The organism is Spirosoma radiotolerans, from assembly GCF_000974425.1.
Lineage (GTDB): Bacteria > Bacteroidota > Bacteroidia > Cytophagales > Spirosomataceae > Spirosoma > Spirosoma radiotolerans.
Window position 1 is genome coordinate 255,293 of the sequence record NZ_CP010429.1, and the last position, 26,434, is coordinate 281,726.

General features: G+C 48.5%; 28 protein-coding genes. 16 read left to right on the top strand and 12 right to left on the bottom strand.

The window, feature by feature from the left end:
* The first annotated feature begins 81 nt into the window (after positions 1–81).
* Positions 82–609, top strand: coding sequence for a DUF7010 family protein (locus SD10_RS01085; RefSeq protein ID WP_046375288.1), 528 nt, complete (start codon positions 82–84; stop codon positions 607–609).
* A gap of 268 nt (positions 610–877) precedes the next feature.
* Here SD10_RS01085 and SD10_RS01090 read toward each other — a convergent pair whose 3' ends face one another.
* From SD10_RS01090 to SD10_RS01105, 4 genes are all read right to left on the bottom strand, one after another.
* Positions 878–1,831, bottom strand: a complete 954-nt coding sequence (locus tag SD10_RS01090; RefSeq protein ID WP_046375289.1) for a hypothetical protein — start codon at positions 1,829–1,831, stop codon at positions 878–880.
* A gap of 92 nt (positions 1,832–1,923) precedes the next feature.
* Complete coding sequence (locus SD10_RS01095; protein WP_046375290.1) at positions 1,924–2,790, bottom strand: alpha/beta fold hydrolase; 867 nt, start codon at positions 2,788–2,790, stop codon at positions 1,924–1,926.
* A gap of 84 nt (positions 2,791–2,874) precedes the next feature.
* Entirely contained in the window at positions 2,875–3,669 is a 795-nt protein-coding gene (locus tag SD10_RS01100) for an alpha/beta fold hydrolase (RefSeq protein WP_046375291.1), read from the bottom strand.
* 148 nt (positions 3,670–3,817) lie between these two features.
* Positions 3,818–4,420: a Crp/Fnr family transcriptional regulator gene (locus SD10_RS01105; RefSeq protein ID WP_046375292.1), complete on the bottom strand. Its 603-nt coding sequence runs from the start codon at positions 4,418–4,420 to the stop codon at positions 3,818–3,820.
* A 206-nt stretch (positions 4,421–4,626) separates the two neighbouring features.
* Here SD10_RS01105 and SD10_RS01110 point away from each other — a divergent pair, with 206 nt between their 5' ends.
* From SD10_RS01110 to SD10_RS01120, 3 genes are all read left to right on the top strand, one after another.
* On the top strand, positions 4,627–5,454 hold the full coding sequence (locus tag SD10_RS01110; RefSeq protein WP_046375293.1) for an alpha/beta fold hydrolase: 828 nt from the start codon (positions 4,627–4,629) through the stop codon (positions 5,452–5,454).
* An 862-nt stretch (positions 5,455–6,316) separates the two neighbouring features.
* Positions 6,317–7,117, top strand: coding sequence for an SDR family oxidoreductase (locus tag SD10_RS01115; protein WP_046375294.1), 801 nt, complete (start codon positions 6,317–6,319; stop codon positions 7,115–7,117).
* 17 nt (positions 7,118–7,134) lie between these two features.
* The gene (locus tag SD10_RS01120) at positions 7,135–8,055 is read left to right on the top strand and encodes a helix-turn-helix domain-containing protein (RefSeq protein ID WP_046375295.1); all 921 of its coding nucleotides are present in this window, start codon (positions 7,135–7,137) and stop codon (positions 8,053–8,055) included.
* A 282-nt stretch (positions 8,056–8,337) separates the two neighbouring features.
* Here SD10_RS01120 and SD10_RS01125 read toward each other — a convergent pair whose 3' ends face one another.
* Positions 8,338–8,718 (bottom strand): YbjQ family protein, encoded by a 381-nt coding sequence (locus tag SD10_RS01125; RefSeq protein WP_046375296.1) that lies wholly within the window; start codon positions 8,716–8,718, stop codon positions 8,338–8,340.
* Positions 8,715–9,299, bottom strand: coding sequence for a phosphoribosylglycinamide formyltransferase (purN, locus tag SD10_RS01130; protein ID WP_046375297.1), 585 nt, complete (start codon positions 9,297–9,299; stop codon positions 8,715–8,717). The genes SD10_RS01125 and purN overlap by 4 nt, the downstream gene beginning before the upstream one ends.
* Positions 9,300–9,414: 115 nt before the next feature.
* Between purN and SD10_RS01135 the strand changes: the two genes are divergently transcribed.
* From SD10_RS01135 to SD10_RS01155, 5 genes are read left to right on the top strand one after another with little or no spacing between them, the layout of a single operon-like run.
* Positions 9,415–10,041 (top strand): ATP-binding cassette domain-containing protein, encoded by a 627-nt coding sequence (locus SD10_RS01135; protein WP_046375298.1) that lies wholly within the window; start codon positions 9,415–9,417, stop codon positions 10,039–10,041.
* Between the two features lie 58 nt (positions 10,042–10,099).
* Positions 10,100–10,807, top strand: coding sequence for a peptidylprolyl isomerase (locus tag SD10_RS01140; RefSeq protein WP_046375299.1), 708 nt, complete (start codon positions 10,100–10,102; stop codon positions 10,805–10,807).
* A 31-nt stretch (positions 10,808–10,838) separates the two neighbouring features.
* Positions 10,839–11,738 (top strand): SDR family oxidoreductase, encoded by a 900-nt coding sequence (locus SD10_RS01145; protein ID WP_046375300.1) that lies wholly within the window; start codon positions 10,839–10,841, stop codon positions 11,736–11,738.
* 9 nt (positions 11,739–11,747) lie between these two features.
* Positions 11,748–12,137, top strand: coding sequence for a tautomerase family protein (locus SD10_RS01150; protein ID WP_046375301.1), 390 nt, complete (start codon positions 11,748–11,750; stop codon positions 12,135–12,137).
* Positions 12,138–12,141: 4 nt separating this feature from the next.
* Positions 12,142–12,405, top strand: coding sequence for a DUF167 domain-containing protein (locus SD10_RS01155; RefSeq protein WP_046375302.1), 264 nt, complete (start codon positions 12,142–12,144; stop codon positions 12,403–12,405).
* A 22-nt stretch (positions 12,406–12,427) separates the two neighbouring features.
* Here the strand turns inward: SD10_RS01155 and SD10_RS01160 are convergent, their stop codons facing one another.
* The 4 genes from SD10_RS01160 to SD10_RS01175 form a co-directional block, all read right to left on the bottom strand.
* Positions 12,428–14,827, bottom strand: a complete 2,400-nt coding sequence (locus SD10_RS01160) for a mechanosensitive ion channel family protein (RefSeq protein WP_052731034.1) — start codon at positions 14,825–14,827, stop codon at positions 12,428–12,430.
* A gap of 348 nt (positions 14,828–15,175) precedes the next feature.
* Positions 15,176–15,991, bottom strand: coding sequence for a polyprenol monophosphomannose synthase (locus SD10_RS01165; protein WP_046375303.1), 816 nt, complete (start codon positions 15,989–15,991; stop codon positions 15,176–15,178).
* Positions 15,992–16,063: 72 nt separating this feature from the next.
* Positions 16,064–17,440 carry a protoporphyrinogen oxidase gene (gene hemG, locus SD10_RS01170; RefSeq protein ID WP_046375304.1) on the bottom strand — a complete coding sequence of 459 codons (1,377 nt, stop codon included), beginning with the start codon at positions 17,438–17,440 and terminating at the stop codon, positions 16,064–16,066.
* Complete coding sequence (locus SD10_RS01175) at positions 17,437–17,811, bottom strand: DUF4296 domain-containing protein (RefSeq protein ID WP_046375305.1); 375 nt, start codon at positions 17,809–17,811, stop codon at positions 17,437–17,439. Before SD10_RS01175 ends, hemG begins: the two co-directional genes overlap by 4 nt.
* Positions 17,812–17,895: 84 nt before the next feature.
* On the opposite strand from SD10_RS01175, the gene SD10_RS01180 reads away from it, so the two are divergent.
* The 6 genes from SD10_RS01180 to SD10_RS01205 all read left to right on the top strand — a co-directional run bounded on the left by SD10_RS01180 (position 17,896) and on the right by SD10_RS01205 (position 22,218).
* Complete coding sequence (locus SD10_RS01180) at positions 17,896–18,759, top strand: DUF58 domain-containing protein (RefSeq protein WP_046375306.1); 864 nt, start codon at positions 17,896–17,898, stop codon at positions 18,757–18,759.
* A complete protein-coding gene (locus SD10_RS01185) occupies positions 18,759–19,826 on the top strand; it encodes a hypothetical protein (RefSeq protein ID WP_227699109.1) in 1,068 nt (355 codons plus the stop codon). The genes SD10_RS01180 and SD10_RS01185 overlap by 1 nt, the downstream gene beginning before the upstream one ends.
* A gap of 3 nt (positions 19,827–19,829) precedes the next feature.
* A complete protein-coding gene (locus SD10_RS01190; protein WP_046375307.1) occupies positions 19,830–20,909 on the top strand; it encodes a VWA domain-containing protein in 1,080 nt (359 codons plus the stop codon).
* A gap of 99 nt (positions 20,910–21,008) precedes the next feature.
* Complete coding sequence (locus SD10_RS01195) at positions 21,009–21,584, top strand: ribonuclease HII (protein ID WP_046375308.1); 576 nt, start codon at positions 21,009–21,011, stop codon at positions 21,582–21,584.
* 92 nt (positions 21,585–21,676) lie between these two features.
* Positions 21,677–21,895, top strand: a complete 219-nt coding sequence (locus SD10_RS01200; RefSeq protein ID WP_046375309.1) for a hypothetical protein — start codon at positions 21,677–21,679, stop codon at positions 21,893–21,895.
* Positions 21,892–22,218, top strand: coding sequence for a type II toxin-antitoxin system RelE/ParE family toxin (locus SD10_RS01205; RefSeq protein WP_046375310.1), 327 nt, complete (start codon positions 21,892–21,894; stop codon positions 22,216–22,218). The genes SD10_RS01200 and SD10_RS01205 overlap by 4 nt, the downstream gene beginning before the upstream one ends.
* Positions 22,219–22,331: 113 nt before the next feature.
* Here SD10_RS01205 and SD10_RS01210 read toward each other — a convergent pair whose 3' ends face one another.
* Positions 22,332–22,853 carry a nuclear transport factor 2 family protein gene (locus SD10_RS01210; RefSeq protein ID WP_227699110.1) on the bottom strand — a complete coding sequence of 174 codons (522 nt, stop codon included), beginning with the start codon at positions 22,851–22,853 and terminating at the stop codon, positions 22,332–22,334.
* On the opposite strand from SD10_RS01210, the gene SD10_RS01215 reads away from it, so the two are divergent.
* Positions 22,852–24,012: an AraC family transcriptional regulator gene (locus SD10_RS01215; protein ID WP_227699111.1), complete on the top strand. Its 1,161-nt coding sequence runs from the start codon at positions 22,852–22,854 to the stop codon at positions 24,010–24,012. The genes SD10_RS01210 and SD10_RS01215 overlap by 2 nt on opposite strands.
* 240 nt (positions 24,013–24,252) lie before the next feature.
* Here the strand turns inward: SD10_RS01215 and SD10_RS01220 are convergent, their stop codons facing one another.
* Entirely contained in the window at positions 24,253–26,421 is a 2,169-nt protein-coding gene (locus SD10_RS01220; RefSeq protein ID WP_046375311.1) for a 3-hydroxyacyl-CoA dehydrogenase NAD-binding domain-containing protein, read from the bottom strand.
* Positions 26,422–26,434: the final 13 nt, after the last annotated feature.

The window sequence follows — 26,434 nt, forward strand, 5'->3', positions numbered from 1 at the left end:
TAGGCCCAGTTAATCTTGATTATACGTTTGGCCATGCAGCATAACTCCTCAATTGATTCAATAACAGCAGCCCAAGCCCATATGAGAAGCGAGTACCGAAATGGCGCGACTGGTGTACTCGTCTCGGGAATCGTATGGCTCACAACAGCCGGTGTCCTCTACAACTTTTCAACCAAACAGGCGATCTGGACACTTTTAGTCGGTGGTGCCCTGATTCATCCTATAAGCACGCTGATCAATAAAAGGATGGGTCTGCAAGCGGCTACCAACAACGACAACCCGTTGACTGGCCTGGCTATGGAAGGAACCGTTTTTATGTTGATGACGATTCCTATCGCGTATGGGCTCGCTCTACTACGGGCAGAATGGTTTTTTCAAGGCATGTTACTGATCATCGGCGGCCGCTATTTAACGTTTCGCACGCTCTATGGCAACAAACTATTCTGGTTATTAGGCGGTCTGTTAGGTGTATCGGCTTATGGTTTATTTGCCTCCAACATGCACTCGTTAGTCACTACGCTGACAGGCGGCTTCATTGAAGTATGCATGGGCCTTCTTCTTTTTGGTGATTTCCCTTTAAGGAAAACCGTGAGGCCGGCAAAGTCCTGAGTTCGGCGCCACAGGACCACCCCATGCCAGCCTATAAATGATCTCCCCTGCGTCTCAAGTGGAGCGTTTAATAAGATTGAGAACTCAGTAGTATTAATCCTAAGACCCCGTACTTTAGCCAACATAACGTTAGATTATACAATATCAATTACAGCTACCTTAGGCGTTGGAAATTTCGCAGTCACAAGTGCTAAGTGACAATTTCCTGGTATGATTCTTTTTGACGAGTGCCGAATGATTAGTAAACCTGAGGAATGGTTAACGGCTTTTATTTTTCAAGAACATAAATTTTCTTTTCATCATAATCCCAAACCGTTTTGTACTGCTCGAAAAAGCGGTATCCAAAGCAGATATAGTTGGCCTCCGTAATTTGCATTCCCTTTCTAAATGGCGCTGTTTGTTCAAGGCTGAAGGGCGCAATACCTTTTACACTTACGTTAAAGCTTCCGTTTATCACTAGGTTATTCACATCGACCGTCGAATCATCGTAGCCATTTTTTCCGGCGTCAACCAGCAGCTTCTTCTTTTTCAGAACGTTCGCTGCCTGATCCTCCAATTGGATCAATCCATATTGCCCTGTATCAAATGAGCCAAGCAGGTCAACCCCTCCGATCTTTACGCGAACCATTGGGTGATTAGGCAGCCTCCTGGTTTCAAAATTGAGAACGGCCACTACCTTTTCACCTTTCAGGAAGTCCTTTGACCGTTTTCGATCCTGTGTGACTTTATAAAAAGTGAGCTTTCTCTTTACATAATCGAGTTTAAACAGATACCCCTTGAAAAAATCATGTCCGATATACCCAATGCAATCGGGCGTGATGTGATCCTGAAGAAAATCAAGATTAGCACTGGTAATATTCAACAGGTTACGGTAAGTAAGGCCGTTCTTAAATTTAACTTCGGCAATGGTATCGTTCATGTTTGACACAAATGATTGACCGCTTCCAACCTGTCCCTTACTTACCGCTCGTTTACGCGGTAAGTTTACCAGGTTGTCGTTGATTTCAATGTAGCACTTATTGCCGGTATCGAACATAAATTTCCCCTTAACGCCATTTACTTCTGCCGATACAAAAGGGAAAGCGTCGACAAGTGTCAATGGGAATACGATACTATCCCCCTGGAGTTCGGGTCCATGCTGAAGGGCCGGTTCTGAAGGGCGTTGCGCTACAACACGTAGCATAGCGATGCTTAGCAAAAAAAGTAAAATTGTCTTTTTCATGGGATTGGCTGGTGGTTATCAATCGTATTGAAACTCATCAGGCACAAGCACATTTAATAGGCTTATGCCTGATGTCGATTTCATGACAGGCTTTATGATGCAGCTAAAAAAGAATTAACTTCCTTAACAAAGTCCGGGCTATATTGAAACAGCGCGCCATGCCCTGAATCGCTCCACAGAATGAGTTTTGAATTGATCAGGTACTGGGCTAGCGTGAATGAATTGATGGAAGGCATAATCAAATCGTTGGTTCCGTTTACGATCAAAACAGGCTGTTTAATACGGCGCAGCTGCTGGTATTCCGGATCTTTTTCATACCCGTAGGTGATGATGGCTGTTGCCTGTGCATTAACCGTTGCTCCGGTCGTAGGGGTATCGCGGTTCTCTTTTCTTCGTTGCAGACGTTCCAAGAATTGTTCGCCAGCTTCTACACCGTTCGCTGTTTTTGTGAAAAATATATTTCGCAGAACCTTGGCAGGACCATCCGACATACCAGCGGTTACCACGTTCACAATGTCGGTTATTCCTTCACTGCCTTTTGGGCCGGTACCTGCCAGAATGACTTTGCTTACCAATTCAGGATACCCTTCTGCCAGGTTTTGTGCAATAAAACCGCCTAATGAAAAGCCAAGCAGATATACTTCTTTCAGACCTAATGCCTGAATGAAGGCATAGGCATCATTGGCCATTTCGGCTACTGTAGCGGGCGTATCGCCTTCGCTGCTACCGACACCCTTGTTATCAAATAAGATGATCGGGTGTGTTTTGGCCAATTCATTGGTTAGGGCCGGGTCCCAGTTATCTAACGTACCGGTAAAGTGTTGCAGGAATACAATAGGTATGCCTTCTGGCTGCCCCAATGATCGATAGGCGAATTTTGCACCGTTTACATCGATAAAGGCGGTTGGCACGGTTTCGTGTGTAGGTGTATGGGTGCTGCTGGTTAAAGAAAGTGACATGATGTTGTAATTTATGCTCGAGCTTCTTCCTGCTGGAAGAAGAAGCTCGATTGGAAGAATTTATTTTTGCTGTTGTTCTGGCTATTACTTGCTTTCGGCAGTCAGTATAGCGGCCAGCTTATCCGGCATAGAAATGAATGGAGTATGGCTGCTTTGCAGGGTATACACCTTATCAACTTTGCTATTTTTTACCATGTATTGTTGGGCAGGATAGCTAATCGCATGGTCGTTTTCTGTGTGGATATATACCTTCCTGATACTGCCAAAATTCTTTTCCGTCAGTTGTACCGGGGTAGCAAGGGGTAGCAAGGGTTCTGCTTTAATCGTAGCGGCAATATATTCCTGAACCTGCTGAGGGGCATCGGCCGCGAAAATATCTGCTACCCCTTCTTTGGCAATGATTGCCGCGCCATGCTCCTTATCGACGGTAAGAAACTTGCCGATATGCGAAGCGGGGTCCCCTTTTGCCAGGCCTAAAAGGCTGTCGCCATTATGCGGAAGGGCTGCTGCCAGATAGATCAGTTTTTTGATTTGTGAAGGGATTTCTTCGGCCACCTGGCTGATCACCAGTCCGGCAAAACTATGGCCCACCAAAACTACATTGGTGCGGGTGCCGATTGCTGCTTTTACCTGGCCAACATACGTTTGCAAGGTGATACCGGCAAATGAAGTGGTATCGTTTCCATGGCCTGCCAGATTAACCTTAATCACCTCCTCGCCCTGGGCCGTTAACAAAGGGGTTACTGCATCCCATGCCGATGCATCTGACCAGGCGCCGTGAACCAGTACGACCGTTTTAGAATTTTTGCTGGTTGTGTTTTGGGCCTGAGCCGAAAAACCTAGTACACTCATGGCCATTGCTATTATTGTTGCTTTCATGATTTGAGGTGCCTACTTGTTTATGATTAGGACACCACAAACCTCGGGCTCTGTTGCGGCAATAAGTTTAACCCAGGTTAAAATCGAAAAACCCGCTAAAGAACTTGTTTAGCAGGTTTCAGTAGGTATCGCCAGAAGATGCCGGGTTTTACTTTCCAACCATTCGTTTCCGAATCCGGCTCAGGGATGGTCCCTGGATACCCAGGTAAGAGGCAATATGGTAGAGTGGTACCGAATTAAAAATAGTGGGATGTTTCTCCATCATTTCCCGGTAGCGGTCTTCCGGCGTTTTAAATAAAAAACCTTCGGTATTGCTCATAACTTCATGAAAAGCCGTTTCGGCAACAATTCTTCCAAACCGTTCCCATTGGTGTGACTGTCCGTACAGTTCATTCAGATGATCAATATGTATATAGAGTATATGCGAATCAACCATAGCCTCCGTGTAATAATCGCAGGCTGTTTGGGCTAAGAAACTTTTATAGGAGGCTACAAACTGGTGATTCGTAAAGAACAGCATATTCTTTTCTTCTCCCGTATCATTATTTACCCGGTATATTCTGAATACCCCGTTGATCACAAAGCCAAGGTGCTTGCAAACATTTCTATATTCATTATAAAACTCACCTTTTTTATACTGCCTGGATTGCCAGTACGGTAATGACAGATCAAACGCTTCCGGTTTCATACCGGCAGAGCCCAGGATCGTTCGTAATACGTCTATCTCGGTTTCTATTTTATTCTCCAGCATGCTATAAAAATATAAATTTTAGTAATATCAAGTATCGACATGTGCCGATAACCTAGTGCCTTCTCATTACGGATAAATCACCGTTTGGGTTGCTGCATAGGGATTGCTTTGCCTTATTTTCGATTTTAACCTGGGTTAAACTTATTGCCGCAGCCGGGCCCGAGGTTTGTGGTGTCCTAATCATAAACAAGTAGGCACCTCAAATCATGCACAAACTTATCGTACTCTTGCTTTCTGTAGCTACGGCTACTATCCTGTTCACGGCCTGTTCCAAAAAGAATGATGACGTGAAACCCGTTGCTAAAAATTATGTGTTGGTACACGGCGCATGGCAAGCTCCTTATGTATGGGATGCCGTAAAAGCCAGCCTGATTAATGCAGGCAACAAGGTGACCGTTGTGGAACTGCCTGGCCACGGCAGCGATCAAACCGTTCCCTCCACCTTGACGTTGACCAGTTACAGAGACAAAGTTCTTGATGCCATGTCAGGAATAAACGGCAACGTAATACTGGTAGGCCATAGCCTGGGTGGTATGATCATCTCTGCCGTTGCCGAGCAGAATCCGTCAAAAATTGAGAAACTTGTTTATCTCGCAGCTTATTTACCAACGTCGGGGCAATCCTTACTGTCTCTTGCTGGTACCGATGCTGGCTCAGCACTTGGCGACTCGGTTAATCATGTTCCCATACTGACCCAAAATGCGAACGGAACCCTGGATGTGTTACGTGACCAGCTCGTGAACGTTTTTATCCAGGATGGTTCGGCTCAGGTACAAAATCTTGTTCTACAAAATTATCGCTCTGAACCAGCCATTCCATTTACCAATCCGGTGACATTGACTGCGGCTAATTTCGGCTCTGTTGAGAAGGTTTACATTAAAACGCTACAGGATCGTGTGGTTTCGCCTGGTCTGCAAGCCAGAATGATCGCGTCCGGCAACGTAAAAACAGTCTATCAATTAAACACCAGCCACTCGGCATTCTTAGCAAAACCCGATTCGGTAGCCCTATTGTTAACTAAAACAGGGCAATAAATTAGCCGAAAAGAATTCGATATAAAATCAAAAAGGCCATCGCATAAGTCAGTTATGAGATGGCCTTTTAGTTGGGTAGTTAGGGCATTTTTGTCGGAATTTTACGGTCGGTCGCTGCCATTTCTTGAGCTGTTCTGTTAATTAATGGATTGATTATCATTGTTTTTGGGCTAAAAAGTTGACCTTACAAAGTCAAAGCCGAAAGAATTGCTGCTCCTGTTTTTCTGATCTTCGTTTTGGTCAGGTTTAATTGACAAAGTCCTAAAGGCAACTAGGTTCAAAAAGGTGTAACTTATAGGATTTAAAATGACTTTGCTGATCTATCTCGCTAGATTGGTTAAGTAATGGATTTTATGCCGGGCTGCAGACTCGGTCTGCCGTTGCGCCTGTCCGCGTTTGCGGTAGGAAAGGCAAAGCGACTCCCAATATCAATCTTCTAAATAGCAATTTTAGTTGATCGTCTGGAGAACTATAGATTGCTAATCGGGCTTTAAGTTGGCTTACTTCGACCATATCCGGGGGTCAATAGCCAGAGGCTCCTCGTCAATCACACGTATAGAAGCATAACTATTGTGGGCTGAGGGAAGTAGGTAGTTGATACCTAATGGCATCACCGAGGAGGGTACGTCTAAGGCTAGATGCCAACACCCGGCGGTCTCCACCGGCCTCTGAGCCATATACCTGTAACATCTAGGGACTGGGCGACATACTTCGAACTGTTAGGAGGATCACCTCGCTATACAAACAGTATCTATCGCCGACAACGTAAGCCGTGGTTTGTCATTTTGGACACAACCAAACTCAATATGGCCACATCGTGCTGAAACCTTCCAGCCAATTTTGCTCCCTAAACAATCGTCCAATGAGCAAGACAATTTTTATCACCGGCGCGTCTTCGGGTTTAGGAAAGGCCACAGCAATCTTATTCCAAAAGAAAGGATGGCAGGTAATCGCCACGATGCGTACGCCCGAGCGGGCAAATGATCTGGGTCAACTAGACAACGTAACACTTTTGCCGCTGGACGTAACAGATTCCAGCCAGATAAGTCAGGCGGTTAGTCAGGCAATTGCCAGCGGGAATGTGGATGTCGTTTTCAACAATGCGGGCTATGGCCTATCCGGACCCCTGGAGGCTACTACGGACGAGCAACTGACCCGTCAGATCAACACGAATCTGTTAGGGGTGATCCGGGTCACCCAAGCATTTATCCCTTATTTCCGCGAAAAAGGCAGCGGGCTTTTCATTACCACTAGTTCAATGGGCGGATTAGTCAGTTTTCCGTTTTCCTCCTTGTACCATGCCACAAAATGGGGGCTGGAAGGCTGGAGTGAAAGTATGGCATATGAACTGAAAAGCCTTAACATTGGTATCAAAGTCATCGAACCGGGTGCCATTCAAACGGATTTTATCAGTCGATCCTACGACAAGGCGTATCATCGGGCTTACGATGAGTTATTTAACCGTTTCTTTGCCAACGTTGACCAGGTTACCTTTAGCCCGGCCGAGACGATCGCCGAGGTTGTCTACGAAGCCGCTACGGATGGGAAAGATCAATTGCGTTACCTAGCCGGGGAAGATGCTAAAGCGATCTATGGCCAACGGTTACAACTGGGCGATGAGGGATTCAGGCATTTTATGGAAACAGCGTTTTTAGGGAAGTAAAACCGAAACGTAGGTGAATGAAAAACAAGTTGAATCGCCCCTCGATCATTAGTTCACCCGTTGAACTGCATCAGTTACTGGACTTACCAGGGCCTTTACACCCCTTGGTAAGTCTATTTGATAATACCCAGACGATCGTAAAGAAAGGCCGGTTACCCAAGGCGTTTCTCTTCAATTTTTATACGATTTCCTACAAGAAACGGCTCAAAGGACGAACAGGCTACGGGCAGCATTACTACGATTTTGACGAGGGTACCCTAGTCTTTACTGCACCTGGCCAATTAATTTCGACCGACGAGGATACAGATTATTTTGGCATTTCGCTGCTTTTTCACCCCGACTACATTCGCAACCACCCGCTAGGTCGACGCATGAAGCAGTACGGTTTCTTTTCGTATGAAAGTAATGAGGCCCTGCATCTCTCCGAGCCGGAGCAGAAAACGATACTGGCAATTCTGGGGAACATAGACGAAGAACTGAAACGCAGCCTGGACGATTTTAGTCAGGATATTATTATCTCGCTGCTGGAAGCCTTACTCAATTACAGTAATCGGTTTTATAAACGGCAATTCATTACCCGTAAAACGGTCAACCACGAACTATTGACCAAACTAGAAAAGCAACTGGACGACTATTTTCTGGCTGAACAGGGGTTACAAACCGGCTTGCTGACGGTCGAAACTCTGGCTGCTCAGGTTCATGTATCTCCCCGCTACCTGAGCGACATGCTGCGCACGCTGATCGGACAGAATGCGCAGCAATACATTCACCAGAAAATGGTTGAAAAAGCAAAAGAATACTTGTCGGGAACGGATATGACCGTCGGCGAAATAGCCTATCGACTAGGGTTTGACTATCCTCAGTCGTTTAATAAACTATTTAAAAAGAAGACGAGCTTAACCCCAATTAAATTTAAGCAAGGCTTTCATCCGAATTAAAAATGAAAAGTCATAGTAGCCAGCTGTGTGAGACATGAGATTACCTAACACCCTATAGCACCAGCTAAACTATCGTCTCTTTAATCACCCCATTCACGGAGATGGATTGATCGTTGCATATTGTTCTTGAAATGGCGTGGAAAACTTATCTTAATTGCCGTCTCAGATTTCAATATATCATTTACGGAATGCCATCTGAATTTGTGAGACAGTCGAACGGTGAAAAACGGGATAACGCAATTTCATGAGGCCACTAGCGCCGTAAACGGAACCATAATAGCCTCAGTGCTCCGCTTTGTAGCGTACGGCTAGCCCACTCATGATGTACCCGTTGTCGGTTGTGGATGTGTAATACGTATAACGTACCGACACGAGGGCGTCGGCACCCAGCTTTTTCGCCTGAATCGTCAGGCGGGATAGCATAAGTTCTTTCTGTTGCATATCGTTGCCCCGGCTGAGCATCCGGCGGTTCGTTGACTGGCGTTCATCCAGCGGTACTTCTCCTTTTACTTCCAAATCCTGCAGCGGGTCGAACGGGCGTTCAGGACGTTGGTTCTCGTAAAATACATCCACCGGATAGCTGGGTTTGTTTTGCAGGTAGATCATCGGCTTAAAGCAGCCGGTTAAACCCAGTAAGAGCACCGCTACGGATAGTTTTTTCATGATTCTTGGGTGGTAAGGGTGGCCAATACCTCGGCGACAACACGCGGATAGTGTATGTGCTCCAGCGCCTGCACATGGCGCGCAATGTCGTCGGGCGTATCTGATTGAGTAACGGGGCAGGAGGCCTGGAAAATGATCTGTCCTTCGTCGTAGTGCTCATTTACATAATGGATCGTGATGCCCGACTCCGTTTCGCCGGCTGCCGCAACGGCCTCATGAACGAAATGCCCGTACATGCCTTTTCCACCAAATTTAGGCAGTAAAGCCGGGTGAATATTAACAATTTTATTCGGGAAAGCCCGCACCAGATCGGCGGGCATCAGCCACATAAAACCAGCCAGAACAATCAGGTCAATGCCCTGATTGAGCAGGAGTTCCGTAATTTGATTAGTGGAATAGAAGGTCGTTCGATCAAAAAGTAGAACGGGGATGTGGAGCCGTCGGGCGCGGTCAATAACCCCCGCTTTGGGGTTGTTTGAAAGAATAAGCGAAACCTTAACGTCAGTACTATCGGCAAAGTAATCAGCAATTTTCTCGGCGTTGGAGCCAGAACCGGAGGCAAAGAGGGCGATGTGTTTCAAGGTAGGTGAATAAGTAATGGATTGGTAGGCCGTGTCAGACTCTTAAGCCCGACGCCACAGGACACCATCAAAATTACAACTTTTGCCTATTTTTGTCAGTACTTGCTCAAATCCTATGCTGGCAACCCATCAACTCACGTTTGACTATAGCCCTGCGAAACAGTTTACGTTTCCCGACGTTCACTGCGCCAATCGCGAAGCTTTCCTGATTCTGGGGCAGTCGGGCACCGGCAAAACCACGTTTCTGCATTTGCTGGCCTTGCTGCTCAAGCCCAAAAGTGGGTCGGTTATTATAGACCAGACGGATTTAACCAAACTCAGCGCGGCCGAAACGGCGGCCTTTCGGGCTAAACACCTGGGCATCGTTTATCAGAAACCTCACTTTGTTAGCTCGTTATCGGTGCTGGACAACCTGTTGATGGCAAATTACCTGGCTAATAAACCACAGGACAAAGCCCGCGCGCGGGAGTTGGCCGGTCAACTGGGCTTTGCCGATCATCTGGCCAAGAAAACAAATCAACTCAGCCAGGGCGAACAGCAACGGGTCAGTATTGCCCGTGCTGTAATGAACCAGCCAGATGTTATTCTGGCCGATGAACCAACGTCCAGCCTTGACGACGAAAATACCAGCCGCGTTGTAACCCTCCTGCGCCAGCAGTCAGAGCAGATTGGGGCCAGCCTGATTGTGGTTACCCACGACCAGCGATTGAAAGATGCTTTCCAGAATCGTGTAAATCTCTAATTTTTAACCTGTTCGTTCACGTCTGTTTTTGGCGGCTGAAAACATCGATAAACGTTCTATGCGTAAACTTTTACTAATTTTGTTGTTCATTCCAGTTCTTTCGATTGCTCAGAACCGAAAGAAAAAAGACTACCTTGTTTCGCTTACTACGTCTTTTGGAACCATGCGGCTCGTGCTGTATGATCAAACGCCGAAGCACAAGGAGAATTTTATTAAACTCGTCAATCAGAAGTTCTATGACAGCTTGTTGTTTCACCGCATCATTCCGCTGTTCATGATTCAGGGGGGCGACCCTAACTCCCGAAAGGCACAGGATGATCAGCCGCTGGGCAATGGCGATGTGGGCTATAAAATTCCGGCTGAGTTTGTTCCAGCTCTGTTCCATAAGAAAGGGGCGTTATCGGCTGCCCGAGACAACAATCCCGAAAAAGCGTCGAGTGGGTGCCAGTTTTATATCGTGCAGGGACGCGTTTGGGATGATGCCGGTTTGCAAAAACAGATCGACCGTATCCAGACACTGAAAGGCCATGTACCGACAGATGAGCAAAAACAAGTCTATAAAACGCTTGGTGGTGCGCCCCATCTGGATGGGAACTATACCGTTTTTGGCGAAGTAATTGATGGGTTAGCCATTGTCGACAGCATTGCCAAACAACCCCGGAATGAAATGGACCGACCCGAAAAAAACGTTCGCATGACCATGACCGGGGATTGGGTAAAGAAAAAGAAGATTACAAAACAGTACGGATATAAATACCAATTGTAATGACCGGCCCGCCGGTTGCTACAGGCAAACTATGAAAAAAATTCTTCTCACCGGGGCCAATGGGCTACTGGGTCAGAAATTAGTTGGCTTGCTCGCGCAGCAACCAAACGTTGAACTAGTCGCCACGGCACGGGGCGAAAATCGGTTGCCCTTCTCGGATGGGTATACCTACCGGTCGATGGATATTACAGACCGCCAGCAGGTGCTTGATGTGATTGGAGATGTGCAGCCGGATGTCGTTATCCACGGAGCCGCTATGACCGATGTGGATAAGTGCGAAGTACAGAAAGATGCCTGCTGGGCGCAGAATGTGCATGCTGTCGAGTACATCATTGAGGCTTGCCAGGCAGCCAATGCGTTTCTGCTGCACGTATCAACCGATTTCATATTTGACGGGGCCGCTGGTCCATATGACGAAGCCGCCGAAGCCAACCCCATTAGTTTCTACGGCTGGAGCAAGCAGGCGGGCGAATCAGCCGTTCGGCACTCTAAACTCCGGTGGGCCATTGCCCGGACGGTGCTGGTCTATGGCATTGCCCACGATATGAGTCGGAGCAACATTATTTTGTGGGTGAAAAAATCGCTGGAAGACGGTAAAACGATTAAAGTCGTGACCGACCAGTGGCGTAGTCCAACGCTGGCCGAAGACCTGGCGATGGGGTGTTACCTAATTGCCGATCAGGAAGCGGAAGGCATTTTCAACATTTCCGGCAAAGAGGTGCTGACGCCTTACGAAATGGCCATTCAAACGGCGGATTATTTTGGTCTGGACAAATCGTTGATCGCCCAGGCCGATGCGTCGACCTTTACGCAGGTGGCCCGGCGCCCTCCGCGCACAGGATTCATTCTGGACAAGGCTAAAACGGTATTGGGTTACAATCCGCATAGCTTCGCCGAAGGGATCGCCGTACTGGCTGAACAACTTAACTAACGTACGCGGATGGGCCAGGTGAAAATTTATGGAGTGCGGGAACAGCTACAGCCCATTCGGCAGCCGCTCTCTGATGCCATTCACTCGTGCGTGGTGGAGGCTCTTCAGTTTCCGCACGACAAGCGGGCACACCGTTTTTTTTATCTGGAAAACGAAGATTTCTTCAGACCCGCCACCGCTTCAGAACGGTATATCATTCTGGAGTTTATGATGATGGAGGGGCGCACAGTTGAGACCAAAAAGAAACTGATTCACCTGCTCTATCAACGCATCGGCGAACAAATTGGACTGGCGGTTACCGACCTGGAAATCTGTATTCTGGAAAGCCCGGCTCACAATTGGGGATTCCGGGGCATGACGGGCGATGAGATCAAGCTCAACTATACGGTTGCTATTTGACGCCATGACGCTCCATCTTAAAGTAAAGCCTGGTAGTAAAGTCGACCAGCTATTTTATGATGCGGCTGGTCAGCTCAATGCGAAAATTCGGGCTCCGGCGCAGGATGGAAAAGCCAATGCGTATCTCGTTGAGTTTCTGGCCAAACAACTTGGCACTGCCAAGTCGAACGTTACGATAGTCTCTGGGTTTACGAATCCGAACAAACGGCTTGATATCGATGTGTCCGCCGATGTTTATGCCGCTTTTTTAGCGAAACTAAGTCAGTAAACGGCTTAGTTTCGCTATTTTTTTACATCATCTTGATGCCATTTTCCTTGAATCGTCTATAAATACTCAATAATACCTGGCTTCTGAACTGGTCCTCCTTGTTCACCGAATTGATCCAAACCCTCACTTTTAATTCGATGGCGTCGGTGGTAATTGCCGACAGGAAAATTTCGGGCGCAATGCGTTTCACCGCATTCGGATGCTTCATGATCTCTTCTTTGATGAGTGGCTCAAGCGTATGAATATCATGTTCGGCATCGGCTTTAAGCGTTAGTTCAATGCGCTTGGCTTTGTGATTGATTGTCCAGTTGACAACCTGCCCGGACAATAGGTCGCCATTCGGAATGATCACTTCCGATCCCTCGGTGGTTAATAGTCGGCTGGAGCGGATACCAATCGTTTTGACACGCCCTTTTTTGCTCGCAATTTCAATGAAATCGCCAATCTGGAAGGGCTTGTCGAAGATCAGAATAATGCCGGAAACAAAGTTGTTCACGATGTTTTGAAGGCCCAGACCAATCCCTACGCCCAGCGCGCCGACCATAACCGTAACTTTATCCAGCCCGATTCCGGAAGCAACCACCGCCAGCAGCAGGCCACCGATCAGGATAATTAGTCGGACAATAACCAGCCGGGAGTCGGAATTGCTGATTGATCCGCCGACTTCGTCTTCGGTTTCTCCAAAAAAGTACCCAATGTATTTCCGCATCGCGCTGGATATGTACAGCACAATAGCGAACATGATAATATTGGCCCAGGTAAATGTGGTGCTGCCTACGCTGCGTTCGGCCGACAGAAAGTGTTCGATCCGGCCATAAACGGCGTTGTAGATATATAGGTTATTGGTGAAAATAATAACCCAGGCAATCAGTGAGACAAAGCTTAGAAAGGCGTGTAAGCCAATCTTGATTTTTTCGTAATTGAAGCGTGAGGCAACGCCTTTCGATAACCGGCCACTAATGACCTGAAGGGCAAATGCCTCATTAACAATCTGCACGAGCGTGAATAAGCCAATACTCTGTGTCAACCCGAAAATAGCGGCCGTACTAAAAATTTTGGCCAGACTAAGCCGTCCGAATACATTGCAAAACACGGCCAGTATGTTCAGAATGATGTAAAGAATAGATACCTGTTTGATAAAGCCGGTCAGGGCCAGCGCTTTTCGGATTCGAAACAGAAACAGGAAGCCAAACAGAATAGACACCAGGTTCAACAGCAGGAACCACAGCCGGAAAAGTAAGCCCGGATCAATGATCGACGATCGGGTTATGACCACCAGAATATAGAGTGCCACAATGGCCAGCCAATAGTAGAACAGCTGCCTTGTCCAACTTCGATAAAACAGAAATGTGAGGGCAATGAGCAGAATGAACTGCATCAGTTCGACATAAACGGCTGGTGGACGCAGATCAAAAAAGGGAGCGATGTTGAAGACGATAACTAATGTCGCAAAGACAGGGACCGGTTTAAGGTAGCGGATTTTGGCTTCGGTGAGAATTTTATCGACAGGCTCGTGCGTCTTGATCAGGGTGAAGTTTGAATAGGCCCAACCAAAAAACACCAGGCCTATAACGAGCATATAGAACCAGTTTTCGGCACTTCGGTTAATGTAATAGCCCAACATATCCCGCTGGCCTTCATACGATTTGGCCACCAGGTTATCCAGCTTTTCATCAGACCCTTCGCTCTTCGGAATTGACCAGATAACGTCGTATTCTTTGCCAATGATCTTGGCATTAAACTCCCGAATCCGCTCATTGACAACGTTGGTTAGTTCAGCCGTTTCGAAATAACCATCCGAAACAGCGGCCTGTAGTTTGTTGATTCGAGTCAGATTTTTGTTCGTCGATTCGCTGGCGGCTATCCACTGCTGACGCAACTCTTTTAGCGACTTGGCATACAACGCCCGGTAATTACTGTCGGCGGGAACAACAAAAATCGAGTCTTTAGCCAAACCAATCAACTGGCCGTTCATGTCCGATAGCTGATTTTCGTAGTCTGATAATCCTCCCCGCCAGTCCTTGAGTTGTTGCTGAATATCACCCAGCAAGACCTGAAACATGAGCATGTTTTTCATGTCATGCACTTTGCTATACAGGGCCAGGTTGGTGCGTATGGTCTTTATGTAAGACTGAACTTCAGGCAGGTTTTCGTCAATTTGCCAGGTATTGAATCCCCGGCGCGTTCGGTTGTTGATGTCATTGAGCGCCGTGTGTCCTTTCTCAAGTCGGGCAATGATACTATCGACGGGAATGCCCGGCTGCGGGATAATGGGTAAGCTATCGACCTGGCCTGTTTTTGCGCCCTTCTGCGCGTGTACTGGCGACGTAAAAAGAACGAAAACCGTTAGGAAACTGCTAAGAAAAAGAGGAAGCCGCGTGAAAAACTGACACGCAGCCTGGTGATAGATTAGTTGCATCATTGCAATCCACTGTTAACTGGAAGTGCTGATGACCATCGGGCTTTTCGTATTTATTATTGGGTATGGCCACACAGTTAAGATAGGTTGCCAAACACGAAAACGATACGGAATCGTACGGGCAGCTATCCTCACTTCTCTTCACATTTGCCCTTCACACACTGGCATAGTACCGAAGTTAATACTGCCAAACGTCCGAATTGTTATAATGGATAGTTAACTCAATCAGCCACGGACTGTTTGCAATCGTGTAGTTATCCATGGCCCGTGTCCTCACGAGCCACACATGCCTCAGCCAGAGTTGCCTGTCGGAAAGCGGGTTCGTGTCCTCACGAACCACGGATACGGCTACTATACAGCGTCGACCGGTTCTTCTACTTTCTTTGTCGATTCCCGGCGGGGAATGTAGTGCCGGAAAAAACTGCTGATCTTCATTTGAAGTACGCCAAAAACGGCTTCCTTAAAGATTTTGGACGACATTTTGGAGACGCCCCGTGTGCGGTCAGTGAATATAATGGGGACCTCCCGGAGTTTGAAACCATATTTCCAGCAGGTGAACTTCATCTCGATCTGGAAGGCATAACCCACGAACTTGATTGGATTATGCAGAATCACTTCCAGTACCTCAGCCCGGTAGCAGATGAATCCCGCTGTTGGGTCCATGATCGACATGCCCGTTATGAAGCGGACATAGACCCCTGCAAAGTACGACATCAAAACCCGGCCCATTGGCCAGTTCACTACATTGACGCCCCGAATATAACGCGAACCCACGGCGACATCGGCCCGGTTAGGACCTTCATCGGCGCAGGCGTGATAGAGCTTGATTAAATCTTCGGGGTTATGCGAAAAATCGGCATCCATTTCAAACAGATACTGGTATCCGCGCGATAAAGCCCATTTGAACCCGTCAATATAGGCCGTTCCTAAACCCAGTTTGCCCCGTCGTTCGAGCAAATGCAGCCGGGCCATTGACCCCCGTGGCGAAGAGCCCGTAGCTAGAAACTCATCCTGTAAATCACGGACACGCTGAGCCGTACCATCCGGCGAACCGTCGTCTACGATAAGAACATCGAAAGGCTCCGGCAGGCTGAACACCTTCCGAATGATGGCTTCGATGTTCTCGATTTCATTATAGGTTGGGATGACGACCAGGCGCTCTTTCACAGGATTTCGAGTAAGTTAGGGAGGGTATATAACTACAACAGCAAATTACTCCTTTTTTGTCTAATAAAATCATTAAAAATTGTTAATCTGAAGGCTGTCAGCCAGTTGAGCCGCTAGCCTTTTGGCTTTGCCAATACAATCGGACAGCGAAACCCCACCATACCAGTTGGCACATACAAACAATTGATCAGCCTCGGCGGCTTGTACCGGTTGCTTTACAGCCACGATTCCTGCATCGTACTGAGGAATAGCGCGTTCCCAGCGGGAAACTTTTCGAAAAACGGGTTTGCTGGCTGAAATGCCAAAGCCATTAACCAGTTCCTGATGAACGTTGTCTGCCAGTACGTCGTCTGGAAACTGAGTGTTGCGGGCGCTCGTTTGGCCGCCCACAAAGGTGGTAAAAAGTACTTCGTCGGCTGGGCAGCGCCCCTCAAAAATGGAGCTGCTCCAGATATGTCCAGCGGCAAAACGACCTTCAATTTTTGGATTTAATCCACCGAATCCATTTAACGGATGGCGAACATCGGCACGTTTATACACCGAATGAACGGCTGTCATGGGTGGGTAGATAACCTGGCGAAGCGAGCGGGCAAAGTCAGCATCATATGGCTCCACCAGTCGGGCGGCAGCATCGGTGCCAACGGCCAGAATTAGCTGATCGACAAATTGAGTACCTCCACGGGTTTCGACCTGCCAGCCGCCGTTGGCCTGGCTAATCGACTGGACGGCGTCATTGAGAGACAGGTTGGTTAAGTTAGCGGCCAGGGCATTAGGTAACATTTGCATGCCATCCCGAAAACTAAACGATTGCCGTCTGCCCGTAGCGGATTGGTTTTTGATCAGCCCACGCAGCACAGATCCGTATTCTTTTTCGTACGTGAGCAATACGGGAAAGGTCTCTGAAACCAGCAATTGCTCAGGGTCGCCAGCGTAGATTCCGGCCACAAAGGGTCCCAGAGCGTAATCGACAATTTCGCTGGAAAACCGCCGTCTGAAAAAGTCGGCCAGTGTCTCGCCAGGCGGAGAAAGTGTTTTGTTATTTCGTTCGCGGAAAATGGCGAGCTTGGTTTTCCAGCTAAAAAAGGAAGGTTCGCCAAAAGGGCCAAATAGCAGGGAGAGGGGACCGGAAGGCAACTGCCGGTACTTGCCTGCCCGAAAAATATACCGGGCTTTGCTGACGGGTCGGCTAAAGGTTATGTCAGGTGTCAGGCCAAGGTCATCGAGCCAGGCCAGCAGGTCGGCGTCGCCAAGCAGGGAGTTAGGGCCAATCTCGCACAGGTATTTTCCGTGATCAGGGTTGTCAGCTGTAACAGGGCCTTCCCATCGGGATTGAATGTAGCCGCCCGGCTGGCTGGCTGCTTCCCATAGTCGATAATCAATCCCGCGCTTTTGTAATTCATACGCTACCGTCAGGCCCGAAATTCCCGCCCCAATAATTCCGATTGTCATAAGGGCTTCTTTGTTTTTATCTTGGTTTTCTTTTGCAATTCTTCAGTCACCTGCTTATAGATGGCTTCCATATCGGCCGGGTGCGAGGAATAGAAAATGTAACTCTTTCGGTAGGTGGCCGTATCGACGCCGAATTTTTTGAAAATCTGGTTCTCCAGGCGTTTATACACAATCTGCGATGAATCGACAGACCGCAAATTGATTCGGCTAATGCGGGCTTCAGCCATGTGCACTTCCGTCAGGATGTCGGCCATTTTCGCTTCGCTGATCAAATTCTCGGGTGGTTTGTTTTCGGGTGCTGTGCAGGCCGATACCAGCCAACCACTGAGCAGCAGACTCCACAGATGCCGTTGAAATAGGTTTCGATGCATACGCTGAAATGGGTAACTTTGTAAGTGAATCTCCGGTAGCAAAGTTCGGGATTGACTGTTAAAATAGTATAACGCCTGTTCTGCATGGACGAGTTCTTGGCCCGGCTCCGTAATTTCGATATCCGCATCCGCAAAGCGGTCAACTCGCAGATGCGGGGTAGTTTTCGGTCGGTGTTTAAAGGAACAGGCCTGGAGTTCAGCGATCTGCGAACGTATCAGTATGGCGACGACGTGCGGGCCATCGACTGGAACGTGTCATCGAAAGGCCACGGTACGTTCGTGAAAGTGTTTCGGGAAGAGAAAGACCAGACCGTTTTTTTTATGGTCGATGTGAGTGCATCACAGCAGGTTGGGGCCCGCCACCGCGACAAATTAAAGACGACCAAAGAAGTGTGTGGTGTATTGGCTCTGTCGGCCATTCGGGAGGCCAGTCACGTAGGGATGTATTGCTTTTCGGATCAAAAAGAGAAATACATCAAACCGGGTAACGGGCTAAAGACGGGTTATCAGCTGATTATGAACTTGTTTAAACTACAGCCTCAATCAACCAGAACCAGTATTGCTGATGCCCTGCTTTTTACGCTTAATGCCCTCAAACGCCGTAGTGTCGTCATTCTGCTCTCCGACTTTATTGATTTGAGTTACGAACATAATCTGAAGGCGCTGGCCAAAAAACATGATCTGGTCGTTATTCATCTCTACGATCAACGGGAGGTGAAGCTCCCCAAACTGGGCATTATTCCAGTACACGATACAGAAACTGGCCGCACGGTATGGGTAAATACATCGTCGGTTTCGTTTCGGACGGAGCTGCACGATACGTTTCGCCAGAATCAAGTGCGACTCGAACGGCTTTGCAAACAATACAATGCGAATTATCTGGCGCTTGATTCGCAGGAGGATTTTGTACCGAAACTTGTCGAATTATTTAGAGTCAGAAAATATTGATGAACCGATTCGGCTTTCTCCTTCTTCTTTTTTTCTGTTTTCTGACTAGCGTAGGCCAGGCCAAACTCTTGTCAGGGCGGTCGCCACTACGGCAGGATGCGCCGAAGCAATTTCCATTGCGGCAATCTCCATTGCGGCAGAATCCACAGCGTCAATATCCCCTAAAGGGCTATTTTCTAGTAGATAGCATTGAGATTGGCCGACCCTTTCGGTATTCGCTGGCGTACCATCATCCGGCCAATATCGACGTGTTATTCCCTGACACGGCCCGTTATTTTGCCCCTTACCGAGTACAGAAAGTAGCGGTGTTTGCGACGAGTACCGTTGGAACCGGCCCAACGGCCGTTAGTCGGGATAGCGCGGTTTATACGTTGGTTTCGTTTGAAACTGATTCCATTCAATTTTTGGAGGTGCCTGTTCGAGTACTCAATACTGTCGATTGTACGGCCCAGTGGACTCAGATAGACACCGTTTTCCTCCGGTCGAAACTACCACGGGCTCTACCTGATTCGCTGGCTTCGCGAACGCTTCGGCTGGCTACTGATACAAAACTGGCCCCGCTGCAACAACAGTTTAATTACATGGCGCTGGCCGCTGGCTTTATAAGTGCCAGTTTGGGAATGGGTGTACTGTATTTGCTGTTTGGCCGGCTAACCCGTCGGCAATGGCGACTCTACCTGTTCAATCGGCGGCATGTTCGTTTCCTGAATGAATATACCCGGTTGAGTGACCGGCTCAGTTCATTTACAGCCGCCGAAACAGCCAATGAGGCTGTGGTGGTCTGGAAAGCCTATCTGGAGCAGCTGGACCCGCAGCCCTATATGTCGTTAACTACCCCTGAACTGGCTAATCGGCTTCGCGACGAGCGTATTGCCATTGCCCTTCGCGAAGCCGACCGGATGATTTATGGGGGCACTTATACGCCCCAGTCGCAATCAGCTTTACAGGTATTGAAGGAGGTGGCCACACAGATGTACCTGCAGGGCCGAACAAAATTAATGCAGTCCGATGGCCGCAGAAAGGAATCTATATCCGTTTCCCCGGCCGAACCGACTTCTTTATCCTAACCTATGCACCCTTGGTATTCATTTTATTGGTTTAGTCTGGCGCAATGGCAGCAATTTCAACTGGCACAACCGCTGGCGCTGTGGCTGATTCCGGGTATTTTGTTTCTGTTTTTCCTGCGCTACTATTTATACCGGAATGCGCAACAGCGGCTGAATATGTCCATCGGGCAGCTCAGCGCAAACAGCAGCCGGGCCGGACGGCTTCAGGCGTCCCGTTCCTTACTGAGTATAGGGCGGTATCTGTTGCCAGTCAGTGTGTTCCTTAGCCTTTCCTGTTTGCTGATTGCGCTGGCCCGCCCGCAAATCATTAAGCAACAACGCAGTGAGCAATCCGAAGGCATCGACATTATGATGGCGCTGGATGTATCGGAGTCGATGAGTGAAACGGACCTACGTCCGACGCGTCTGGCTGTGGCCCGGCGGGTCGCTCAGACGTTCGTGAACGGCCGTAAAAATGACCGTATCGGGCTGGTTGTCTTTGCGGGAGAAGCGTTTTCCCTTTGCCCACTCACAACCGACTACAGTCTGCTAAAACAATACTTGAGCGACCTGAACGACCGAATGATTCGCACCTCGGGTACGGCCATTGGCGATGCGCTGGCTCGCTGCATTAACCGCATGCGCGACCGTACGGTATCGGCGACAGACACGGTGTCGCGGGACGAAGATGCCTGGAAACTGGAGCGCAGTAAGGTAATTATTCTCCTGAGTGATGGGGACAACACAGCCGGAAACCTTGATCCGATTACCGCTGCGAAACTGGCTAAAGCATTTGGTATCAAGCTCTATACCATTGCGGTAGGCCGCCCAATGGCGTCGGCAACGATGGCGACTACGGTCGATGAAGGCGTTCTGAAAACCATTGCTACCATCGGCAACGGGAGTTTTTTTCGGGCAACCGATGCCGGACGCTTACAGGCCGTGTTTGCCCAGATTAGCCGACTGGAGAAGTCGCCAATACGCGTACAAGTCTACGAAGATGTTCAGGATTATTATCGAATTTACGTGTATTGGGGAATCACTTTTCTGCTGATTGCCTTACTCCTGAAAAACACAATTTTTGGTAATGTACTGGAAGATTAACGGTATTCGGTTTATGATTTACGGTTTATTTAACGGGTAAAAGCTACCTATGAATAAGCGTTTGCCAACCGTAAACCACAAACCGTAAACCAATAAATTATGCTGAAATCCTATTATAACGCCGAGGCTGTTGAAGCGGGTCTGGATGAAGTGGGGCGGGGCTGTTTAGCCGGACCTGTGGTGGCGGCAGCGGTTATTCTGCCGAAGAACTACACACATCCTATCCTGAATGATTCGAAGCAACTGTCCCGTGTTCAGCGCGAAAGTCTAAAAAAGGACATAGAACGCGACGCACTGGCCTGGGCGGTTGCCGAAGTAGCGCACGAAGACATCGACCGAATCAATATTCTGAATGCCAGTTTTCTGGCCATGCATCGGGCGGTCGATGCGCTGACGATCAAGCCGGAGCATTTGCTGGTCGATGGGAATCGGTTTGTGCCGTACCCCATGATTCCGCACACCTGCATCATCAAAGGGGATGCCCATTATTTAGCCATTGCTGCCGCATCGGTCCTTGCCAAAACGTACCGCGATGACCTGATGACGCAACTCGGGCTGGAGTTTCCGGCCTACGGCTGGGCCAGCAATGCAGGCTATCCAACACCTGTTCACCGAGCCGCCATCCGGCAATTTGGCCCCACGAAATACCATCGAATGAGTTTCCGGTTAGTATAAGACCCAGCAGGTCTTTGCAAGGAAAACAAACAGCGTCCGGAATAATTATTAAGTAAATTTGTTATCTTTACTATAGCTAAAAGTAAACAATTATGGCTGTTTTGACACTTGAAATCGATGATAAAGAGGTTAGTTTCTTCAAGAATCTAATCGATCATTTACCGTTTGTCCGAATTCAGAATGAAGGGGGGGGAGAAGATTCCGACGAAGCTGTTGTGAATAATATTCGGCAAGGGTTAAACGAGTTACGGGCTGTAGAACAGGGTAGTATGAAGTCGCGTCCAGCTCGTGAGTTTCTCAATGACTTATGAGTTATAGCGTTGAGACGATTGAAAATTTTGAGCGTGAAGCCAAACGACTTAAGAAAAAATATAAATCATTAAAAGCTGAACTAAGTCAACTTATCGACGACTTGGAAAAGAACCCTTTTCAAGGAGTTGCCATCCGTGACGGATTCTATAAAATACGCCTGGGTATTCGTTCTAAAGGTAAGGGTAAACGGAGCGGAGCACGCATAATTACCTGCGTGCGTGTTGTCGACGAGATTGTTTATCTGGTATCAATCTACGATAAGTCTGAGCAGACTGATATAAGCCACGAAACGTTGGATCGTTTGCTAACAGAATTACCCTAGTGTTCACCGAGCCGCCATCTGGCAATTTGGCCCCACGAAATACCATCGAATGAGTTTCCGGTTAGTATAAAAATCCCCCGCCTGCTCGGGCGGGGGATTTTTATGCGCTACGTTTACTTCAGCCAGAAGTCATCTTCCTGAGCTATGTCAGCGGAGTACACTTTCGCCTTGACAATTTGCCCTTTCTCCACGGTGTACACGTCAATGTTATCGACATCGAGTCTGCCACCGTTTGGCTGAACCGCCTTCCAGTGTACCAGACAGGCCACGCTGTTGCCGTTAGCTGTCAGTACCTTCACGTCGGTAAGAGCCAGGCTATTGGACGAAACCTCGAACATGCCACCGACCATTTTGAAGACGTCGGCACTTGATTTTTTAACCCCCGAAAACCGGTTATTTCCGGGTTGATCCCATTCTACATTCGGGTGGAGCGATGACGCCAATTTTGCCTGGTTTCCCTGCTGAACGGCGGTTAGAAAATCACGAACGACCTGCATAGATTGCGTTTCCATTGCTTTTAAGTTTGATTGGTTAATGACGTTCTGATGAATTGACTGATTTGCTTTTTTGTCGGTTGTTTGCATGTTTGCCAGTTGGGAAAAGGCCAGGGCAACGGCAATTAGGATTGTTTTCATGGCGTTTTTTTTTGACAAAGGTATTGGGCCGGGCTGGGGCGTATTTTACCTTCAAACGCCAACCAATTACCACTTTGCGACAGGGGGAATTCGGGATAGACTATTTTCGTATTTTTACTTCATGCAAGATTATCAGAAACGGTTAGTGCTTAGTCTGCTGGCTTATGCCATTCAAAAAAATATCCCTTTAGGCGATCTGTGCAGCGCTTCGGGTTTGGTATTGAGCGAGTTAAAAAATGAAAACAGCTCTGCTCCGACAAGTCAGCAAATCAATGCGCTTTGGCTCAATGCAACCCGATTGAGCCAGGATCCGTTGTTTGGTCTGCACTTTGGCGAGTCGATGCAGGTGGCCGCGTTGGGCGTTGTAGGTGAGTTGATCCGGTACAGTCGGACAATTGGTGAAGCGCTGACGCATGCAACTGCTTTCGCTCATCTGATTACCGATTGGCTAACGATGGAGGTGGTTTCAGGAGACCAGGCGTTCACTATTCAATTCAAGCTCAGTACCAGTCGACGGGCTGAGTCGCCTATCGTTTTTCGGCAGATGATGAACTTCTTTATGGCCTTTACGCTCCATGAGGTTGACGGCCTTGTGCTGGGAAAAATCCAGCCGATTAAGGTGGCGATGCCCGTCAATGGCGAAGATCTGGCTGAGTACGAACGCGTATTACGCTGCCAGTCGATTCAAAACAGCGATAAATATGAGATCGAGTTTGATACCAGGTTCTGGGAGGAACCCATCCTAACCGCCGATTATGAATTGCAGGCCGTGTTATTGCGGAAGATAAGCACATTGGAAGAAACCCATAGGCAGACAACATCCTTAAGCGAACGGATCACTAACTACCTACTGGCGAACGCTTATCTGGGCGTACCCACGCTGGACGCCATTGCGTCGAACTTAAACGTAAGCAGCCGAAGTCTGCAACGAAAGCTACAGGAAGAGGGTGTGACGTATCAGCAACTGGCCGATTCCATGCGTAAGTCACTGGCCCTGCACTACCTTCAGGCTGGCCGGCATCCCGTAAAAGAGGTATCTTACATTCTGGGGTACAATGAGCTAAGTGCTTTTAATCGTGCCTTTCGGCGGTGGACGGGTACCACGCCGGTCAGCTATCAGAAAGGGAGGTATTTAAATACTAAAACTGAAACCGCTTAAGGATAGAGCGTTTGTGAAATCATGGAGCTGTCTGAGTTTTCAAAAGAGATTGGAAGTAATTGTTTTTCTGTCATTCCGACGAAGGAGGAATCTTCGGTAGGAGGACTAATTTTTCGCTCTCATCAAAGATTACTCCTTCGTCGGAATGACAGAAAAAAACCACTTCGTCATATAAAACAAAAGCTTGGGTAGCCTCCATAATACGCTACGTAGCGAATAAAGCGTAATTTCTAATGTAACCTACACTGCTTCAGGCTTTCGCGCTCGCTCCCGCAATTGTTCCGTTGGCCGGAAACGTTCGCCATACTGATCGGCCAGACGATCACATGTGCTGACAAACGTTTCGATGCCAACAAAATCGACGAAGGACAGGGCTCCACCCGTGTAGGCTGGGAAACCCCAACCCAGAATTGAGCCCAGGTCGGCGTCTAGTTTGGTGCGTACGACATTTTCTTCAAAACAGCGTACCGCTTCAACGGCTTGCCGGTAGAGCAACCGTGTTTTCACCTCATCGAGCGTGGGTTGATCAGCAGACCTTGGGAATAAATCCTGTAATCCCGGCCACAGTTTCTTGCTTTTGTCATCGGCATAGTCATAAAAACCGGCTTTCGACTTCTTGCCCAAGCGGCCAAGGTCAACGAATTTTTTGGCCACGTCGTAGCTCGTGTCGTCTTTGCGAACAGCTCCGTCTTTAATCCCCTGACCTGCGATTTTATAGACCAGATCCAGCGCCACTTCGTCGGTTACGGCCAGTGGCCCGACGGGCATTCCGGCATCTTTCCCGCCATTTTCGATCAAAACAGGGTTAACGCCCTCTTTCAGCAACTCCATGCCCTCCGACGAATACGTACCGAAACAACGCGAAGTATAGAAACCACGGGCATCATTGACAACGATGGGTGTTTTGCGAATCTTGCGGGTGAAATCAATGGCAACGGCAAGCGCATAGTCCGATGTGTGTTTACCCATAATAATCTCCACCAGCATCATTTTGTCGACTGGTGAGAAGAAGTGAATGCCAATAAAATTGGCAGAATTGACCGACGCGTCGGCCAATCCGCTAATGGGCAGGGTAGAGGTATTAGAGCCGAAAACGCGCAGGCCATCGGAGGCCAGCATGGGTTCGGCTTCTTTAGTCACCTGTGCCTTTAATTCCCGGTTTTCGAAAACGGCTTCAATAATTAAATCGCAGCCTTGCAGGTCGGCGGTATCGGCTGTTGGTTTGATGAGGCTAAGAATACCGTCAACGTTCTGCGGGTGTACTTTTCCCCGTTCGACGCCTTTCTGGAGCAGCCCACGCGAATAATCTTTCCCTTTTTCAGCCGCTTCTACCGATATATCTTTCAGAATGACCTCGATACCTGCCTGTGCCGAGACGTAAGCGATTCCTGCTCCCATCATGCCCGCGCCCAGAATGCCCAGTTTTTTGACATCCGTTTTTGGGCGGTCTTTCGGGCGGCTGGCGCCTTTATTAGCCTCGTTCATCCCCAGAAACATGGTCTGAATGAGGTTCTTCGCCACTTTAGAGGTGGCCACCTTTACGAAGTGGCGCGCTTCAATAACCAAGGCCCGGTCGATATTGACTTGTAAGCCTTCGTATACACACGCCATAATTTCGAGTGGGGCAGGGTAATTGCCTTTGGTTTTATCCATCAGCATGGCCGTACCAGCCGCGAACGTCTGGGCACCGACCGGGCTCTGGACATTGCCGCCCGGAACCTTGAAGTTATCCTTTCCGACGATCTTACCCGTTTTCCGGTCGATCTCGTCCCAGGGTTTCAGGGGTTTTTGCCCGGTAGCCGTTCCGTTGGCCTCAATCCAGGCGCGGGCTTTGGCCATCATCTCATCGGGGCTCTCGGCAATGTCGTCGATCATACCCAGGTTTTTTGCTTCCTGAACGCCCACCTTTTTCCCTTCGAGGAGCAGCGGTAATGCAGCCTGTATGCCAATCATGCGGGGCAGGCGTTGTGTGCCGCCCGCTCCGGGTAACAAGCCAATGGTTACTTCGACCAGGCCAATGAGGGTTTTTGGGTTATTGAGGGCAATACGGTGGTGGCAGGCCAGGCAGATTTCGTAGCCACCACCGAGGGCCGTTCCGTTAATAGCGGCTACGGTTGGCTTGCCCGAGGTTTCGATGCTGCGAAAAATGCGATTCAACTCCGAGGAGACGTTCAGCATCTCCGTTGGTGCTTTATCATTGTTGCGCAGAATCATTTTCAAGTCTGCACCGGCCACAAACTCAGGCTTGGCCGAAGTAATGATCAGCCCTTTAACCGACTCGTCGGCCATGGCCTGTTGTAGGGCAGCTTCGAACTGCGGTATGGATTCGTCGTTGAGAACGTTCATCGGCGACGAGGTCATCTCCCACGAAATAATAGCCACGTTTTGGTCAATGCTGTACTTGATCATGCTTGAGAAGTTT